At 39.9% G+C, this 18,360-nt stretch carries 15 protein-coding genes and 1 pseudogene; 10 read left to right on the top strand and 6 right to left on the bottom strand.

The genetic code is table 11. From position 1 onward, the window contains the following. Positions 1 to 43: 43 nt before the first annotated feature. Positions 44 to 501: pseudogene (gene tnpA, locus M1F17_RS12740) on the bottom strand (IS200/IS605 family transposase). Positions 502 to 800: 299 nt separating this feature from the next. On the opposite strand from tnpA, the gene glpX reads away from it, so the two are divergent. Then, positions 801 to 1,778, top strand: coding sequence for a class II fructose-bisphosphatase (gene glpX, locus M1F17_RS12745; protein ID WP_405030019.1), 978 nt, complete (start codon positions 801 to 803; stop codon positions 1,776 to 1,778). Positions 1,779 to 1,853: 75 nt separating this feature from the next. Here the strand turns inward: glpX and dtpA are convergent, their stop codons facing one another. Next, positions 1,854 to 3,320 carry a dipeptide/tripeptide permease DtpA gene (gene dtpA / locus M1F17_RS12750; RefSeq protein WP_094961215.1) on the bottom strand — a complete coding sequence of 489 codons (1,467 nt, stop codon included), beginning with the start codon at positions 3,318 to 3,320 and terminating at the stop codon, positions 1,854 to 1,856. Positions 3,321 to 4,269: 949 nt separating this feature from the next. On the opposite strand from dtpA, the gene M1F17_RS12755 reads away from it, so the two are divergent. Continuing rightward, a complete protein-coding gene (locus M1F17_RS12755) occupies positions 4,270 to 5,298 on the top strand; it encodes a tetratricopeptide repeat protein (protein ID WP_110591573.1) in 1,029 nt (342 codons plus the stop codon). A 113-nt stretch (positions 5,299 to 5,411) separates the two neighbouring features. Here the strand turns inward: M1F17_RS12755 and dpiA are convergent, their stop codons facing one another. Further along, positions 5,412 to 6,092 carry a two-component response regulator DpiA gene (gene dpiA / locus M1F17_RS12760; protein ID WP_004263346.1) on the bottom strand — a complete coding sequence of 227 codons (681 nt, stop codon included), beginning with the start codon at positions 6,090 to 6,092 and terminating at the stop codon, positions 5,412 to 5,414. A gap of 1 nt (position 6,093) precedes the next feature. Continuing rightward, positions 6,094 to 7,722, bottom strand: a complete 1,629-nt coding sequence (gene dpiB / locus M1F17_RS12765; RefSeq protein ID WP_094961213.1) for a sensor histidine kinase DpiB — start codon at positions 7,720 to 7,722, stop codon at positions 6,094 to 6,096. A 368-nt stretch (positions 7,723 to 8,090) separates the two neighbouring features. Between dpiB and citC the strand changes: the two genes are divergently transcribed. The 8 genes from citC to M1F17_RS12805 all read left to right on the top strand — a co-directional run bounded on the left by citC (position 8,091) and on the right by M1F17_RS12805 (position 16,351). After that, positions 8,091 to 9,167 carry a [citrate (pro-3S)-lyase] ligase gene (gene citC, locus M1F17_RS12770; protein ID WP_164560979.1) on the top strand — a complete coding sequence of 359 codons (1,077 nt, stop codon included), beginning with the start codon at positions 8,091 to 8,093 and terminating at the stop codon, positions 9,165 to 9,167. Continuing rightward, complete coding sequence (gene citD / locus M1F17_RS12775) at positions 9,164 to 9,460, top strand: citrate lyase acyl carrier protein (protein WP_004255457.1); 297 nt, start codon at positions 9,164 to 9,166, stop codon at positions 9,458 to 9,460. Before citC ends, citD begins: the two co-directional genes overlap by 4 nt. Then, a complete protein-coding gene (gene citE, locus M1F17_RS12780) occupies positions 9,460 to 10,356 on the top strand; it encodes a citrate (pro-3S)-lyase subunit beta (RefSeq protein WP_004255459.1) in 897 nt (298 codons plus the stop codon). Before citD ends, citE begins: the two co-directional genes overlap by 1 nt. Positions 10,357 to 10,366: 10 nt before the next feature. Next, on the top strand, positions 10,367 to 11,893 hold the full coding sequence (gene citF, locus M1F17_RS12785; protein WP_164455757.1) for a citrate lyase subunit alpha: 1,527 nt from the start codon (positions 10,367 to 10,369) through the stop codon (positions 11,891 to 11,893). A 2-nt stretch (positions 11,894 to 11,895) separates the two neighbouring features. Further along, positions 11,896 to 12,435: a citrate lyase holo-[acyl-carrier protein] synthase gene (gene citX / locus M1F17_RS12790; protein WP_004255463.1), complete on the top strand. Its 540-nt coding sequence runs from the start codon at positions 11,896 to 11,898 to the stop codon at positions 12,433 to 12,435. Beyond that, on the top strand, positions 12,422 to 13,303 hold the full coding sequence (gene citG / locus M1F17_RS12795) for a triphosphoribosyl-dephospho-CoA synthase CitG (RefSeq protein WP_096865104.1): 882 nt from the start codon (positions 12,422 to 12,424) through the stop codon (positions 13,301 to 13,303). The genes citX and citG overlap by 14 nt, the downstream gene beginning before the upstream one ends. Before the next feature lie 257 nt (positions 13,304 to 13,560). Next, positions 13,561 to 14,994: an anion permease gene (locus M1F17_RS12800; RefSeq protein ID WP_096865103.1), complete on the top strand. Its 1,434-nt coding sequence runs from the start codon at positions 13,561 to 13,563 to the stop codon at positions 14,992 to 14,994. Positions 14,995 to 15,298: 304 nt separating this feature from the next. Then, positions 15,299 to 16,351 carry a 4-oxalomesaconate tautomerase gene (locus M1F17_RS12805; protein ID WP_036957831.1) on the top strand — a complete coding sequence of 351 codons (1,053 nt, stop codon included), beginning with the start codon at positions 15,299 to 15,301 and terminating at the stop codon, positions 16,349 to 16,351. A gap of 46 nt (positions 16,352 to 16,397) precedes the next feature. Here M1F17_RS12805 and M1F17_RS12810 read toward each other — a convergent pair whose 3' ends face one another. After that, entirely contained in the window at positions 16,398 to 17,537 is a 1,140-nt protein-coding gene (locus tag M1F17_RS12810) for an AAA family ATPase (protein WP_318837004.1), read from the bottom strand. Beyond that, a complete protein-coding gene (locus tag M1F17_RS12815) occupies positions 17,534 to 18,244 on the bottom strand; it encodes an RNA ligase family protein (RefSeq protein ID WP_094961205.1) in 711 nt (236 codons plus the stop codon). Before M1F17_RS12815 ends, M1F17_RS12810 begins: the two co-directional genes overlap by 4 nt. Between the last annotated feature and the right edge of the window lie 116 nt (positions 18,245 to 18,360).

Below are 18,360 nucleotides of genomic sequence, written 5' to 3' on the forward strand. Positions count from 1 at the left end.
GCCCTAACAGGCGCATAACGGCCCTGACATTTGCATCTATGGATTACTTACGGCCCGTAAACGGGCTGCCCGGATAGGGGATCGACATTGCTCTCCCAATTTATCCTGTTCTAACTGATGTTTTATATATTCTTGTATTCGTTTCGTATTCTTTCCTACCGTATCAACATAGTACCCTCTGCACCAAAACTCTCTATTTCGATATTTAAACTTTAAATCCCCAAATTGCTCATAAAGCATTAGGCTACTTTTTCCTTTTAAATACCCCATAAAGCTCGAAACACTCATCTTGGGTGGGATTTCTAGAAGCATGTGTATATGGTCAACACAACATTCTGCCTCCACTATCCTGACATTTTTCCACTCACACAATTTCCTTAAAATACTACCTATCGCCCTACGTTTTTCACCGTAGAAAACTTGCCTTCTATACTTTGGGGCAAAAACAATGTGATATTTACAATTCCATCGTGTATGCGCTAAGCTCTTTTCGTCCCCCATTGGGACCCCCTTTTGATTTTTTGTTTGACTCTTGCAGTTGCCAGACCGCAAGGTGTTTTAACAAATCAAAAGGGGTTTTAATATCTTATTCAAAGCTGAAAGCTTTACGGAACCCCCAGCCTAGCTGGGGGTTTTCTATGCACAATAAATAGTCGCCTATATTTAGGCGACTATTTCATTATGGCGCCAAATTCTCTGATGATTTAATCACCCATTATTTGCCAGACAGATCACAAAAAACGTATCATAGTGATAAGTACTTTTCTTTTATACATCTGGGATATGAACAAAAAATGAAAATTAGTGATGAGTTAGCTTCTGCTATCGCTTCCGTTACCGAGGTTGCAGCAGTGGCTGCCTTCGATTGGGTGGGAAAACAAGATAAAAATGCCGCAGATAAAGCCGCTGTAGAAGCGATGAGAAATCGCCTAAATGAAATTGATTTTCACGGTAAAATTGTCATTGGTGAAGGTGAAATCGACGACGCTCCCATGTTATATATTGGCGAACAAGTTGGCAAAAAGTCAGGTTCTATTGGCTTAGATATTGCGGTAGATCCTATCGATGGAACACGTATGGTAGCGTGTAATGAAAAAAATGCCATTGCCGTACTTGCGGCGGCTCCAACAGGAACACTACTTCAAGCACCTGATATGTATATGGAAAAACTTGTTGTTGGGGCTGCCGCTAAAGGGGCCGTTCATCTGGCAAATCCCCTAGAAAAAAATTTAGAATTCCTTTCTTCTGCACTTAATAAACCCATTTCAAATCTTTCAATCGCAGTGCTTGATAAACCTCGCCATCAACATATTATTAAAACTATCCGTAGTTTTGGTGCTAATGTGATTACCATCCCTGATGGTGATGTCCTCGCCTCATTACTTACTATCCTTCCTGAACATCCCATTGATATGATGTATGGAACTGGCGGCGCTCCTGAAGGCATTATCAGTGCAGCTATCGCTCGTGCTTTAGGCGGTGATATGCAAGCAAGACTAATTTCGCGAGATAAAGCCAAAGGAAATAGCGAAGAAAACAAACAACTCGCGGCACAAGAAATATTGCGCTGTCAACAAATGGGGTTAGAAATTGGTGAAGTGCTATCTTTAGACCAGATGGTGAGTACTTCTGATGTCATATTTGCCGCCACAGCTATCACACCAACCATCTTGATGGATGGTGTATCAATAGATGCGTACAGCCGTATTTCAAATACCATTTTGGTTAATGGTAGTGACCGCTCGCTAAAACTGATTAATAATCGCTATTTTAATTAATACGTCTATTACCGTATGTCACATATATCAAAAGGGCTTTTTAGCCCTTTTGATTACTGCGATTTAAGATGAAAATTAACGCTCAAGAGTCATACGATTTAACATCGGAGCGGTTAAAACCATCAAAATTGCAATCACACCAGTCACTAAACCAATCTTCAAGAATACGTCACTGTACACAGCCAAAGATTCGACTTTGCTGGTAAGTTCACCTTCTGGTGCTGCTGCCATTGAAGCAACGTACCCTGCAATAAATGCGGCCGCTGAGTTTGTTAAGAACCATGCGCCCATAATAAAGCCCATTAAACGCTGTGGAACTAACTGAGCTACCATCGCAAGACCAAGGCCTGAGATCATCAGCTCACCAATACTTTGGAAACCGTAACAAATAACCAGCCATTCAACAGAAACAATCCCCGCTTCATTTGCAAATTTTGCACCTAATGGCAAAACTAAGAATGCAGCAGAACATAACAGCATACCAATCGCGAATTTATGTGGCATTGGTAAGTTATCGCCCATTTTATTATAAATCGCGGCTAAAATTGGGCTTCCAATCATGATCCATAATGGATTCAGAGCTTGGTATTGTGCGGGTTCAATAGAAAAGCCAAAAACCTCATGCTCTACGTTATGTAATGCAAAGAAGTTTAATGATGTCGGCATTTGACTATAAAGAACGAAGAATACTATCGCTTCAAGCATTAAAATTAATGCAACAATCATTCGACGGCGAGCCGTACCTTTCAGTGCTAATGTTTCTTTGATAAAGATAACTAGAATACCCAAAGAAATAATCGCTAATGCTGTACGAGCAATACCGAGGTTATGCAATAGCCATGTAGAAATCGCGATTAATGCAATAACCCCTGCTACTGTAGCAACTAATCTTGAAAGAACAACAGGAGCAAAGTCAGGTTTTGAGCCATGTTGAGAAACCCATTTTTTACACATATAGAAGTTAATCAATGTGATAATCAGGCCCACAACACTAAGAGAGAACGCGACATCCCAACCATAATGTTTTGCTAACCATGGCGTTGCAATCATTGAGAAGAATGAACCAATATTAACGGACATATAATACATGGTAAATGCGCCGTCTAACCGTGGGTCATCTTTTTCATAGCAGGTCGATAAGAGTGATGATGGATTCGCTTTAAATAAACCATTACCAACTGCAATGGTTGCTAAACCAACATAGACCATCGATACATCATGCCCTGAGAAAGCAACAAATGCATACCCTGCAATCAGAGTGATTGTTCCAAGGACAATGACACGTTTTGTTCCAAGGACTTTATCCCCTAACCAACCGCCAACTGCAACAAAGCCATAAACTAATGCTGCAAACGCTGAGAAAAGTGTAATTGATTCTGTTTCTGACATACCCAGCACTTGGCTTAGGTATATTGGAAGGATCCCTTGAAGACCGTAGTAACCAAAACGTTCCCAGAGCTCGATAGAAAAAATAAGATAGAATGAGCGAGGTTGCTTAAACGCGTTAAGACTAACTTCCTCTTTGTTATTTGTTGTGGACACAAGTTACCTCTAGTACAACCTGTACATATGCAAAAAAACCACGGAACGCTCTATGCGCTCTCGCATTGTTATGATCTCAAGAATTCAAAGTTGAAAAGATTCACTTTTGGTAGGAGGAGTATCATTCCCTGACCTCAAAACAAACAAAACTGTGTGTAGACTTGTTTATGGATCTCAAACATAAATTCAATGAGTTAAAGCATATTTGATTATTTATTCAACATTAACTGGCAGATAACCCGCCAAGAACCCAATAATCAATTAAGCCATATACGTTATTTATGCACCAAAATTAAAGAATTAGCTAGTATTAATTACTACATCAATTAAATTTAATCGTGATTTACTTCAATTTTTTACAAAACTACCAAATTATCATCGATTACTAATTAATCATTTGTTCGTTAAATGTTAAGAATATTGTACTGCATTGAAACTATAATGCCGCTATTTATCACACTATGATTTATTGCTGTATATGTTATGGAAAGCTAAAAATATCCATTTCAAGGTAACTCTATTTTTACTTTTATTGGTAGGAAAGACGTTAGAAGATGTCGCTGAAGAAGCATTCAAACTGGAATTTTGGATAAAAAAAAGCCCAGTAACAAACTGGGCATAATGCATTCTACTCAAGGATCTTTTGCTAAATTCAAACTATCACTACGTAGGTGCATTATTACATTACTTCGTGTAAAGAAATGAATGATGAGGGTAAATATATGAATGTTTACGCAAGCAAACAGTATATAGATACTAATAAGACTGGCTAAGAAGGAAAAAAGTTCATCTTTTTTTAAAATTTTTATCTGTTCTTTGCCCAATGTGCTAATAGCAATAATTAACCATTTGATTTATTAGAATTAATATAAAATATCTTTCATATCATTGCAGGAACTTATCTAACAAGATAACGTAGCCATTAAGAGCTTAGTCCAAAGGATGTCATGTGAAAAAAATATTTTTATTGTGTTTTGTCTTTATTAACGTATTTTTCCTCCCTGCTTTTGCAGAAGAAACAACGCCACTAATAAATGAAAAAACACTAATTGCACTTGCGGAACAAGGCCAAGCCGAAGCTCAATTTAACTTAGGAATGTTTTATCAGTCTCATCAACAGTTTGACCAAGCTTTACACTGGTACCTTCTTTCTGCCAATCAAGGCTTTACAAAAGCACAAATTAACCTTGGCCTGATGTACCAGCAAGGAACTGGGGTAGAGCTAGATGAAAAACAAATGCTGCATTGGATGAAAATAGCAGCCGAAAGTGGTGACCCTATTGGCCAGATGAATATGGCCGAATATACCTTATATGGCATCAATGATTTATTAGAGAAAAACCCAGAAGAAGCTGAACGGTGGCTAAAAAAAGCGGCTGAACAGCATTTTCAACCTGCGATGCTCACCCTCGCCTATTGGTATGAAGAGGGAAAAGCTATCACAAAAGACCCGCAAAAAGCCCAAAAAATATATCTTGCTCTTGCGGAAGAAAACCATCCACAAGCGCTGTATTTATTAGGCTACCAAGCAGCAGTAGGTATGTATGACAAGGTAAACTACCCTCTCGCGTTTCAATATTTTACCCGTGCCGCAGAATTGGGCTTTTCCCCCGCTCAAAACAGCTTAGGTATGTTGTACTTAACTGGACAAGGTACCAAAAAAGATATCCAATCAGCTATAAAGTGGCTAACCCTAGCTGCTGAACAAGGTGAAGCTTCAGCTCAATTTAATGTCGCGCTTATCTATGCGCGCGGCGATGGTATCAAAGCCGACCAAGCAAAAGCCTGTCACTGGTTTATCAAAGCCGCTCAGCAAAATAGTGCCGATGCGCAATATGCAGCAGGAGCTTGCTACCAATATGGTATGGGTGTTGAGGCCGATGATAAAAAAGCCCTACGCTGGTATCAACTCGCAGCCGCTAAAGGCCATGAGCGGGCTGAAAAGAAAGTGTTAATTTTAAAAAACCAGCAGCAATAAACTCTATTTTTCCAACTTACTGTTGTACCACTGATATAAGTAAGATACAGAAAATCTGCATTGTTTATAACCAATGCAGAGCTTCTATCGATATATACTATTAATTCAAACACTCACAACTTGGCGCGGTAAATCCGTTGCGGTCGGCCAACTTTGCCATACTCAATTTCAGCTTCAATTTTATCTTTCGCTAAACAATACTCCAAATAACGTCTTGCTGTAGTACGACTAAGTTTGATGGTTTCAGCAATACTTTCTGCCGTATATTGCACATCAGGTTCAGTAAACAACGCGAGTATTTTTTCAAGTGTAATGATATCAATACCTGTTGGAAGTTCTTCCTTTGATTCCCCTCTAGCATAAGTATTAAACATATCGTCAATTTTACTTTGATTGGTTTTGCTATTTTCCTGTACAACAGATTTACGTTGAATATACCTATCCAATGTTTGGCCTAAACGTTCATAAGCAATTGGCTTCACTAAATAGTCAAAAACACCTAAACGAATAGCTTCAGAGACTGTGTCCATATCACTTGCGGCCGTCGTAAATACAATGTCTGCATTATTTCTTTCTTGTATTAACTCATGAACTAGGTCAATACCTTTTCCATCAGGTAAATAGTTGTCTAACAAGATAAGATCTGGCTTCATGTATTCAATCATTTTTCTCGCTTCCGCAAGATTACCTGCAAGCCAAACTTTGTCACATGCAGGATAGGCTTTTATATATTCGCTGTGCATTTCGGCAAGCAGCAACTCATCTTCCACTATGAGGATTTTTATCTTGATCATTTTATATCTTCACTTTCGGAATAAAAATTGAAAATACTGTACCATGCGGTTGATTTTCTTCAATAATCACTGCACCATTACAGCGTTTAACATAAGATGCAACGAGATATAACCCGATACCATGGCTATCTGCTATATCTGTTTTCGTTGTGACACCACGCTCAAACCATTTGTCTTGAATTTCTGACGGGAAACCACATCCCTGATCAGCGACTTCAATGACAATCTCCTTTCCTTCATCTGAAAGGTATAACTCAACTTGCTTATTACCCTGATTATTTTTCAAACTTGCTTCAAACGCATTATCGAGTAGATTACCCAAAATGGCACAAAATTCAGTACTATTTAATGAATCAGGTAATTCATGTAACTGACTACCCGCAGTAAATTTTAATTGTAAGCCTAGTTCTTTGGCTCGGTGGTGTTTACCAAATAATAAACCAGCAACTTGCTTATCAAAAAACTGCCCACGAAGTGTATCAATTAATTGTTGCTGAGATTCTGACTCCCCTTTAATTAGTGCCAACGCTTGGTCATATTCTTTCATTTGCAATAAACCGCTTAATGTTGACATCCAATTAAGGTGCTCGTGCCGTAACGTACGTAAACTTTCTATATATTGGCGAACTTGAGTCAACTGAGAGTTTAGCGATTCAATATCATTTTGGCTACGAAAGCTAATGACCGCCCCCACAAGATGTTCCCCATCACGAATTGCCACCCGGTTTGCAATCACGTTTAGGCCATTAAATTCGCAAATCACATCATGCTTAGTCGTTTCAATATCGGTAATAAAAAAGTCGGCTGGCGAGATATGCTCCGACACAAAAGTCCCTGTTAACTGCCCTAGCGGCTTGCTTAGAGATAACATTTTCCGGGCATTAGAGTTAATATTAATAATCTGCCCTTGTATATTCACTGCGATAACACCTTCAAAAACAGCTTCAAATATCCCTTTTTGTACTAAGACTAATTGGGTTATTTCCTCAGGTTCCATACCCAACATTTGTTTTTGAATTAAACGTGAAAATGCCCATGATAAGAAGAGCAATATAATCAGTATGCCTAAAAAAGTGGCTCCTGTTTGTACGAATAACTCACTGAGTGATGTTTCTATTTTGTTGGATAGATAGCCAATAGAAACAACACCGATCACTTTACCTTGCTCATCAAAAATGGGGGTTTTTGCTCTAACAGCATTCCCCATTGAACCTTCGCCATTGATAAAATAGCTTTCCCCTTTCTCTAAAGCTCCTGGTTTGTTCCACTGCATTTGAAAACCAATTTTTTGACTATTTGGGTGATACAAACGAATCGAATTTTCATCACCAATAACAACATAATCGTAGTTAGAATCTTGGTTTAGTTTGTCAGCGATAACCTTCAACCCAGGAATATCTCTATACTTTACGGATTGAACAACACCATCAATAGAAGCAATCAGCTTTGCTTGGCTCATTGCTAACGATTGAATGTTCGCAATCAATCGATTTTCAGCTGTGTCCGTAAAATATTTACCCAGCCCGAGAGTTAAAAAAACAGAAACTATTAATAACAGAAAAAATACTCGTACTGAAAATGAAACTGAATTTACTTTTTTCAATGAGGAGAACGTATATTCTTTTTTCATGTTATATCTCGTTACTGGCTGAAAAGTAAAAATTTTGTTAACTCAAAAATGGTAGGATAACCGATAAATCGGATTCAAGCCAAAGATATAATACACATATTAATAATTAAACACATTAAAACCAAGCAATAAAAAACATATTCAATAATTAAAAACTTTAAAACCATTAAACAAATACAATCTCATTTGAGAAACATGAAATAGGTCAAATATATTAAATACAGTATCTTTAATATAAATATCAGAGAGGGTAATTAAATAAAAATTTATATTTGTTTTTATAAAAACAACCTAAGAGAATTTATTTAATTAACTTTAACATTAGCAACATTTTAAAAACATCTCTAAATGAGATGCAGGATACTATTATGTTCGAAAACATAACGTTTAACCAAGTAAAACGTCATGAGAACAGGAAACTTGCTGAAATAACTCAGTTTTTAAAGGAAAACGATTTAGAACTTGATTCAAGTATTGACGTTTTCATTACGATTTCTCGCAATGAAAAATTAATTGCGTGTGGAGGATTAGCAAAAAATGTTATTAAATGCGTTGCTATTAGCGATGATGCTCGAGGTGAAGGCCTTGCATTAAAATTAGCAACAGAACTGGTTAATCTTGCTTACGAAAATAATACAACTCATTTATTTATTTATACCAAATTTCAAAATGAAAGCTTATTCCAACAATGTGGTTTTCATACCATTGCCACAGTTCCTGATATTATGGTATTGATGGAAAATAGTTGCTGTTATCTAAAACGTTATATCGAAAGTTTAAAAGCACAACGTAAGGAAGGAAAAAAAATTGGCTCAATCGTTATGAATGCCAACCCCTTCACTCTTGGGCATCGTTATTTAATAGAGCAAGCTGCGAAGGCCTGTGATTGGCTACATCTATTTGTTGTCAAAGAAGATACCTCACGTTTTCCTTATAAAGTTAGATTAAATTTAATTGAAGCAGGAACCAAAGGAATAGAAAATCTTACTATTCATAAAGGTTCGGAATATATTATTTCTCGAGCGACTTTTCCTTGTTACTTTATTAAAGATAAAACAGTTGCTAATAACTGTTATACCGAAATCGATATTAAGATTTTTCGTCAATATATTGCCCCTGCTTTAGGGATAACCCATCGATTCGTAGGCTCGGAACCTTTTTGCCAAGTCACCAACCAATATAACCAAGACATGCGCTTTTGGTTAAAAACCGATGCTATGAATTTTCCACCTATAGAACTCATTGAATTTCCGCGAACAATCATCAATGGAACGGCTGTTTCTGCCTCACAAGTTAGACGATTGCTCGCTAAAAAAGATCTTGCGGCGATTAAGCCGATTGTGCCTGAGGCAACCTATCAATATTTACAAGAGATGGTCGCCAATCAAGTCGCATCTGCTCAAAGCCACACCGAAAGTTCTGAATTAGCCATAGGTGAAATATGAAGATAAAGCACGCAGCAGTAGCTGGCACACTTGAATCAAGTGATGTCATGGTTCGCATAGAGCCACTAGAAGACACTCAAGAGGTCTCAATACAAATTACCAGTAGTGTTGAAAAACAGTTTGGGGATGCTATCGCAAAAATCGTACAAGAAGTTATCCAGCAACATGATATTCAAGGGGCACAAATCATTGTAGATGATAAAGGTGCACTAGAATGCGTACTCAAAGCCCGCTTAGAAGCCTTATTGGCTCGCGCTTGTGATATCGACTATCTGCCTTGGGAGGATAAGTAATGACTCCAGAACAAAAATCACGCACACGCAGAAGTATGCTGTTTGTTCCCGGCTCCAATGCAGCTATGTTGAGCAATTCCTTTATTTATAAAGCGGATGCTTTAATGTTCGACCTTGAGGACTCCGTCACTTTGCGCGAAAAAGATACGGCTCGTCGCTTGGTTTACCATGCATTGCAGCACCCACTTTATCAAGATATTGAAACCATTGTACGGGTCAATGCATTAGATTCCGCTTTTGGTGTTGCTGACCTTGAAGCCGTTGTTCGCGGTGGTGCGGATATCGTCCGCCTTCCTAAAACGGATACGGCACAAGATGTTATTGATATTGAAAGTGAAATCTTGCGTATAGAAAAAAGCTGTGGCCGCGAAGAAGGCAGCACAGGTTTGCTAGCCGCTATTGAATCACCAATGGGCATCACTCAAGCTGTGAATATTGCTCATTCATCACCAAGACTTATAGGCATCGCATTAGGTGCCGAGGACTATGTCCGCAATTTGCGCACCGAGCGGTCTCCAGACGGCGTAGAACTCCTCTATGCTCGGTGCGCCATTTTACAAGCCGCTCGATCAGCAGGTATTCAAGCGTTTGATACCGTTTATTCTGATGCTAATAATGAAGAAGGTTTCCTACGCGAAGCCGCTCACATTAAACAGCTCGGCTTTGATGGCAAATCATTAATTAACCCAAGACAAATTGAGTTACTTCATAATTTATATGCACCAACTCAAAAAGAAGTCGACCATGCGCAGCGTGTTGTTGAAGCCGCTGATGCCGCAGCCCTTGAAGGTAAAGGCGTAGTTTCATTGAACGGAAAAATGGTCGATGGCCCAGTTATTGACAGAGCTCGCCTCGTATTATCACGAGCAGCATTATCAGGAATTAGGGAAGAGTGAGGCAATAAAAATGACAAATAATACTCAGCGCCAGGCTCGCGTATCAGCCTACTTACAACCATATACTGACGATGTACTACGTGAATTTAAAGATATTGGTAAAGTACAACAGCAGGTACAAAAGCCGAGAAATCGCAAATTGTGTGATGACTTGCAAGTCGCGATTCGCCGTTCTGGTCTTAAAGACGGTATGACCATTTCTTTCCATCACGCCTTTCGTGGTGGAGACCTTACGGTCAATATGGTGATGCAAGTCATTGCAGAGATGGGCTTTCGCAACTTAACACTTGCATCCAGTTCATTAAGTGCTTGCCATTCACCACTTGTTGAACATATTCGTCATGGGGTTATTCGTAAAATTTATACCTCTGGTATCCGAGGCACGCTCGCTGAAGCCATTTCACGTGGTGAGTTAGAAGAACCCGTACAAATCCATTCACATGGTGGAAGAGCCAATCTAATTCATAGCGGTGAACTAGTTATTGATGTGGCATTTATTGGCGTGCCATCATGTGATGAATACGGTAATGCAAACGGATATACCGGAACGGCCTGCTGTGGCTCTTTAGGTTATGCCAAAATTGACGCTGAAACTGCGAAAAAAGTGGTGATGTTAACAGAAGAGATACTCGATTACCCCCATAACCCATCCAGTATTAAACAAGATGAAGTCGATTATATCGTCAAAGTTAAACGCGTGGGTGATGCGGATAAAATCGGGGCAGATGCAACTCGTATGACATCAAACCCTCGTGAGCTTCTGATTGCGCGTACCGCAGCGGATGTTATCGAAAAATCCGGTTATTTCAAAGATGGTTTCTCATTACAAACCGGTACTGGTGGCGCCTCTTTGGCCGTTACTCGCTTCCTTGAAGATAAAATGAGACGCCATAACATTCAAGCTGGTTTCGCACTTGGCGGTATTACCTCAACTATCGTTGATTTACATGAAAAAGGGTTAATTCGCAAATTATTAGATGTTCAAAGCTTTGATAAAGCGGCAGCTGAATCACTTGCTCGCAACCCGAATCATATTGAAATCAGTGCTAACCAATATGCCTGTTTTGATTCGAAAGGTGCTTCCGTTGATATGCTTGATGTCGTCGTACTCAGTGCGTTAGAAATCGATACACGCTTTAATGTCAATGTGTTAACAGGGTCTGACGGTGTTATTCGTGGTGCATCTGGAGGTCACAGTGATACTGCTGTAGCCTCAAAACTGTCAATTATTGTTGCTCCGCTTGTCCGAGGACGTATTCCAACGTTAGTGGATGAAGTTCTCACTTGTGTTACACCAGGTTCCAGTGTCGATATTCTTGTCACTGACCATGGTATTACGGTTAACCCTGCACGCCCTGAATTAAAACAGCAACTTGAAAGCCAAGGTATTAAAACCGTTTCAATGAGCTGGTTAAGAGAGCGAGCACAATTATTAACCGGTACTCCTAACCCAATTGAATTTACAGATAAAGCTGTTGCGGTTGTCCGTTATCGTGATGGTTCAATCATTGATGTTGTTCATCAAGTGAAGGAGTAAATATGTTTTACCCACTGCCTGATACTCAAGAGCAATTTGAAATTTCTTTACCTGAACTGTTGGATAGCCGTGATGCCCGTCAGGCTCGACAACAAGCATGGATTGGTCTCCATCAGGTAACCTTGATTTCATTTACTGTCGTTTTTCCTGGAGCTGTCAAAGACAATTCTCTTGTTAGACATGTGTTTAATCAGGGCTTAAATGCGCTTGAACAAATTGCTTCATGCGGGCAGTGGGTGTTTTTATCACAACAATCTTGGGCATTCAAAACGGGGCCGGAATGCTTAGTCGCCGTTGATGGTGATGCTATCGAGATAAAAAAAGCGTTAATTCACCTAGAAGGATCGTCTGCTGTTGGTCGGTTATGGGATTTCGATGTATTTGATGCGAATGGGCAGCAATATTCGCGATCTCAATTAAATTTGCCACCAAGACGATGCTTAATTTGTGAAAATGAAGCAAAAATTTGTGCTCGTCAACGGACACATTCATTGGTTGAGATACTTGATCGTATCGAGGAGTTAGCAAATGCAACCTATTAAACAACTCAGCCATATCAATGAAAAATTAACTCGCTATTACAGCCAATTAGCATGGCAAGCGATGTTGGCCGAAGTGAATTTAACCCCTAAGCCCGGGTTAGTTGATAAACACAATACCGGTGCCCATAAAGATATGGCACTGACTGACTTTCATTTAAGTGCCAATGCCATCGCGACACATTTTCCACGATTTTTACAGGCAGGCGCTCAATATAAAAATTGCCCTATAGCGCAGCTATTACCTTACATTCGCCCTATTGGAATGGATTGCGAAAGGTCGATGTTCCGTGCAACAAAAGGCGTTAATACCCATAAAGGCAGTATTTTTTCCTTAGGTTTAGTCTTAACCGCAATAGGCCGTTTGATTGCACAACAACAATGTGTCTCACCGGAAAATGTCAGCTTATTGGTTGCTAGTATGTGTAAGGGAATTACCAATGAACTTAAACAAAAAACCGAAAAACCCACCGCAGGCGAGCGTTTATACCAGAGCCATGGGCTAACGGGTGCAAGAGGTGAAGCCGAAGGCGGTTACTCGTTAGTAATCAAACATTCACTTCCTTATTATTTACAGCAACTCGCTAAAGGCAAACTAGCCGATATTGCCCTACTTGATACCTTGATTCTATTAATGAGCCTGAATGACGATACGAATATTGTCAACCGTGGGGGTGTCAACGGCTTAGCATGGGTAAAACAACGCGCGGAACAGTTATTAATTGCTGGTATCAATACCTGTGATGACTTAGTTAAAGTTAAACATTTTGATAATGAATGTATTCAGCTAAATGTGAGCCCAGGGGGAAGTGCAGACTTATTAATTCTGACTTGGTTCTTTGCACGATTACCCAATCATTCTTTTATTTAACATTAAGTAATTTTTTAATACTAATAAAATAGGAATAATTTAAAGAATAAAAAAATTTAACCAAATAAAAACCAATTAACTATTTAACTAAATTATATACCTTAGGGTGAATTACTAATGAAGAATTAAAATCATTTTATTCACTCAAGATACAGCCATATTTAAAATATCGTCATTTTAACAAATTCCTAATATTAAAGTTCATTCAATTTAATATTAAATAAATTTAATATTGATTTAATCAAGGAAATTGGCTTATGCAAAAAGAAAAAATATGGAAGCTATTAATTTTAATAGCCATTCCAATTATTATTGCTTTAATACCAACACCAGCGGGTCTACCACATATTGCGTGGTTGCTATTCGGTCTTTATCTTGCCGCTATTGTTGGGCTGGTACTTAAACCATATTCAGAGCCTGTTATTTTATTAGCCACGATTGCTGCAAGTGCGGTAATTATTGGGGTAACGGGTACTAAAGATGTCAAAGCAAGCGAAGTTTTAAGCGGATATGCATCCGGTACGACATGGCTTGTATTTGCTGCATTTACTCTGAGTGCTGCCTTTGTTATTACCGGTTTAGGTAAACGTCTTTCTTATATTTTGATTGGTAAATTAGGCGGTACAACATTAGGCCTCGGTTATGTAACCGCAATCCTTGATTTAATTATCGCTCCTGCGACGCCATCGAATACAGCACGTGCTGGGGGAATTGTTTTTCCAATCATCAATAGTGTGGCCGTTGCTTTAGGGTCTGATCCAGAAAAAAGCCCACGTAAAGCAGGTCACTACCTCCTCGTCAACGTGTATATGGTGACCAAAACCACCAGCTATATGTTCTTGACAGCAATGGCGCCGAATGCACTCGCCCTTGCCATGATGAGTGACATTATGGGCATCCATTTAAGTTGGGGCGGATGGGCACTTGCCGCCTCTGTACCGGGTTTAATCATGCTGATTTTGACGCCGTTAATGATCTACAAACTGTATCCGCCTGAGTTGAAAAAGGTGAATAACAAAGAGATCGCAGCTAAAGGTCTTGAAGATTTAGGCCCAATGACTATGCGTGAAAAATTGCTGGGGATTGTCTTTGTTATCGCGCTGTGTGGCTGGATTTTCTCTGACCTTATCGGTGTTAGCGCGTCTAGCGTCGCGATTGCGGTCATGGCATTAACCCTGATCCTCGGTGTTGTAACTTGGGATGACGTACTGAAGAATAAAGGCGGCTGGAATACCCTGATTTGGTACGGTGGTATTATCAGTATGTCAGGCGTACTCACAAAAGCAGGCTTCTTCAAGTGGCTCGCAGATACCATGAGCCAATACCTTTCTTTCGGTGACCAAGCGATGCTGGCGTTCTTTGTCATCATGTTCATCAGTGTTGCCATTCGCTACTTATTCGCCTCTGGTGGTGCCTACGTTGCAGCCATGGTGCCGGTATTTGCCACTGTAGGTATGGTTGCAGGGGCTCCTCCGATGTTGCTCGCTCTGGGCTTACTGTTCTCGAATGCTTATGGCGGAAGCGTAACGCACTATGGCGGTGCAGCAGCACCTATCGTATTCGGTGCAGGTTATAACGATATCCGTTCTTGGTGGATCATCGGCGGGTTAGTTGCCTTCATTAGTTTATTCGTTCACATGACTATCGGTTTAGGTTGGTGGGAAATTTTAATTAGTACTGGATTAATTTAATTCTTCGTTAATAAACCGACACGACGGGCACAATCATGATTGTGCCCTATTTAACAACAAAATTATTAATTTCTCGCTGTTCCAGAGTTATTTGCAGTCTTGGCGCTATAACGTGAACTTTATTGGAGCAACCTTAATTCAGACTTAAGTTTACCCTAATAATATTAAGTCAGTTTACCCTAAATAGTTCGCGTTGTAGCAAGGCGGCAAAACGAAGGCATCCCGAGGAGCATACATCAGTATGTGACTTGGGGGGCTGAGTGCAGCCAACACAGCTACAGCGTGAAATATGACGGGTAAACAGATGAAAAAAATTCCTTGTACACTAATGCGTGGCGGCACCTCGAAAGGCGTATTCCTTTTAGCGGACTCTCTCCCTAAAGACACTCAACAACGGGATGAACTGATCCTTGCTATTATGGGTTCTGGTCATGCTTTGCAAATTGATGGTATTGGTGGGGGTAGCCCACAAACCAGCAAAGTCGCTATTATTAGCTCTTCAACTCATCCTGATGCTGATATTGATTATTTATTCGCTCAGGTTTCTATTACTGAACGTATTGTTGATACCGCACCAAATTGCGGAAATATTCTTTGTGCCGTGGGTTCTTTTGCGATTGAAAAGGGGTTAGTTCCTATTACTGGTAAAACAACCACTGTCAGGATCCGTAATGTCAATACGAACACTTTCGTCAACTCTACGGTGCAAACACCTGATGGTCATGTGGATTATGATGGTGATACCGAAATTGCTAGTGTACCCGGCCATGCCGCGCCTGTTGCCCTGACATTTTTAAATGCGTGTGGAACAAAAACAGGAAAATTGCTTCCTACTGGTCATGCTATTGATACCATTGAAGGCATTGATGTCAGTTGTATTGATATGGCAATGCCTGTGGTATTAATTGATGCTCCTCAGCTCAATAAAACTGGTTATGAAACTGCGGAGCAACTTGAATCCGATACCGAATTTATGCAAAAGCTGGAAACTATTCGTATAAAAGCCGGGGCAGCGATGGGACTTGGTGATGTGAGCAAAAAAGTTATTCCTAAACCCATATTGATTTCACCCGCCATTCACGGTGGAACCATTAATGTCCGCTATTTTATGCCACATAAATGCCATGGCGCTCTTGCCGTGACTGGTGCTATTGCCATTGCCACAAGTACTATTGTTCCTAATAGTATTACCCAGCAATATGTTCACTCTGTTGATATGAAAAACATTGCTATTGAGCATTTAAGTGGCAAATTTGACGTGTCGTTAAACCAACAAGGCAACTCACCGGAAGAGCTTCAAGCTTCAATTATTCGAACTGCAAGAAAACTCTTTGAAGGCGATGTCTACGTTCCTTAAAACTAATATCTTGGCCTGCCTCTTATCTAGAGGCAGGTGATTAATTTTATTTTTCTGCAAATAACGGTTCAAAATTGCCATCAATATAATAGGAAACTTGATGTGCCTCATCTGGCGTTGGCAACTCCAACTTCCCTGCCATTTTTTCCATAACTTGCTCCGGCACTGCATACTTACGTTGTTGATTTTGTTGCCGCCACTGTTTAAATGGCACTTCCAAGTAAACTAAATGGATTTTGGCTTGATAACGTTCAAATAAGCTGACCATGGTTCCCCGTAAAGAGGCACTTAATGATGTTGCATTCCAAATAAAATGTGTTTTAGTGCGTAACAATCGTTTTGCTTGCTCTTTAGCTTGCTGAGCCACCCACCCTTGTGCATTTTTATCGGCAGGGTTGATTTTATGTTCTCGGCGAATATCATCTAAACACACGACTGCCGTTTGTGGGTAAAACTGTTTGCTAAAATGGTCTTTTCCCATTCCCGGCAAACCACATAGCATAATCACTTCGCTCCCTATCTCTTCAAAAGGTTGGTAATCCGTAGTGCCCTTTTGATGATGAAAATAATGGAAGCGCCCAGCTGGTGAAGCGAATGATTTAGGTTTGTCCCAACAGCCCTGCTCACGACAAAATAATTCAAATAGCTCGATTCTAACTAATAATTCCGCTTTATCTTCACATGTACGCCCTATCGCATCAGCTTTCGCTAACATGCACAATAAAGGCATTTCAACGCGCAATGATGCCGCAAATAATGTACGTTCAGGATCTGGCTTTTCCATTAACCAAAGCGGTAGACCATGAAATCGAACTAAAGCCGCAATCTGTTCACGAATAGCAAAAGGTGTTTCTATTTGTCGAAATAATATATTTCGTACAGATAACTCACCTTTTTTAGCATGTCCAGGCGAATGAATCCGCCCCTCTTCATCTTCTTTTGTCGTACTACGTTTTTCAACATCATGCAGCAACGCTGCCGCCCAAACGATTTGTTGTTTAAGTTCTGGAAGCTGTTGATATTCAGGTAAATCTTCCAAAGCCGCTAACACCATTTGAGTGTGAATGGCCACATTACCTTCCGCATGGTGCAAACGGTCTTGCAGCACATATTGCATATCACGCACAAAATCGAACTGTTTTTCAAGCTGCGCCCAATCACGACATTGGGTTAATTGCCAACTCATGGTTGTTCTCCTTGTAATTCAAAGGCCAGCTTGGCTCTCTGCCAATGCCGTTTCCAGTGGATATCTGTTTTGACATGGTTTTTACGCACATATTTAAAAACATGCGCCATAAAATCATCCACATGAAACCCTTGGCTATCACGGCTCACAATCCCTTCCATGCTACAGGCTTTCCCTGTATGTGTATCACGCGCAATAAATTGACTATCTAATGATGCCGCAGTAATTAATGAACTTGCATACTCTTGCTTATCCATCTGTTTACTGAGTGATAAATCTAATTGTGGGACAGTTGGAAAATCAAATAAAGCCGCATAAAATTGCACCTCTTCCCAACTAAGCCAATACTCCCCTTGCCTAACAGCAAACACATAGAAATAATCTTCAATATGTTGATATTCAATGGAATGTATTGCATAAAGGTTTTCGCCGAAGAGTTCGATATCCCCTAAATCATCTTTAATCAGCTGCCAACGTTGGCGAATTTGCTGGCTCCATGCCGATTGGGTTGGGGCACCATGAGAGCGTGCAAAAACTCCATGGCGGTTTAAGCAATTATTTTCACCATCCAGTTTTTCTGTGTGAACCAGTTTGTTTATATTTTGGATGTGCGACCACCAATCGCTATTGATGCGATCATCACTAGTCGTACCAGGGGAGAACGGATAGTGATACGTTCTGCCATACTTTCTTGATTGCATATTCATCATGCTTTCTCTAAAGAAATAGAAATAACCACAAATCTTTTGTTAGATTTGCGTCTTTAATTGTTGAGAAATCAAGAGTAGGTATTACATATCTATTCCGAGTAACGGCCTCATTT

Source organism: Providencia sp. PROV073, assembly GCF_033688125.1.
GTDB lineage: Bacteria > Pseudomonadota > Gammaproteobacteria > Enterobacterales > Enterobacteriaceae > Providencia > Providencia hangzhouensis.

What these genes read in the sequence shown, in the direction of transcription:
- dpiA (WP_004263346.1), bottom strand. Translation starts at nt 6,092, where the DNA reads ATGATCAAGATAAAAATCCTCATAGTGGAAGATGAGTTGCTGCTTGCC.
- dpiB (WP_094961213.1), bottom strand. Translation starts at nt 7,722, where the DNA reads ATGAAAAAAGAATATACGTTCTCCTCATTGAAAAAAGTAAATTCAGTT.
- citC (WP_164560979.1), top strand. Translation starts at nt 8,091, where the DNA reads ATGTTCGAAAACATAACGTTTAACCAAGTAAAACGTCATGAGAACAGG.
- citD (WP_004255457.1), top strand. Translation starts at nt 9,164, where the DNA reads ATGAAGATAAAGCACGCAGCAGTAGCTGGCACACTTGAATCAAGTGAT.
- citE (WP_004255459.1), top strand. Translation starts at nt 9,460, where the DNA reads ATGACTCCAGAACAAAAATCACGCACACGCAGAAGTATGCTGTTTGTT.
- citF (WP_164455757.1), top strand. Translation starts at nt 10,367, where the DNA reads ATGACAAATAATACTCAGCGCCAGGCTCGCGTATCAGCCTACTTACAA.
- citX (WP_004255463.1), top strand. Translation starts at nt 11,896, where the DNA reads ATGTTTTACCCACTGCCTGATACTCAAGAGCAATTTGAAATTTCTTTA.
- citG (WP_096865104.1), top strand. Translation starts at nt 12,422, where the DNA reads ATGCAACCTATTAAACAACTCAGCCATATCAATGAAAAATTAACTCGC.
- M1F17_RS12800 (WP_096865103.1), top strand. Translation starts at nt 13,561, where the DNA reads ATGCAAAAAGAAAAAATATGGAAGCTATTAATTTTAATAGCCATTCCA.
- M1F17_RS12805 (WP_036957831.1), top strand. Translation starts at nt 15,299, where the DNA reads ATGAAAAAAATTCCTTGTACACTAATGCGTGGCGGCACCTCGAAAGGC.
- M1F17_RS12810 (WP_318837004.1), bottom strand. Translation starts at nt 17,537, where the DNA reads ATGAGTTGGCAATTAACCCAATGTCGTGATTGGGCGCAGCTTGAAAAA.
- M1F17_RS12815 (WP_094961205.1), bottom strand. Translation starts at nt 18,244, where the DNA reads ATGAATATGCAATCAAGAAAGTATGGCAGAACGTATCACTATCCGTTC.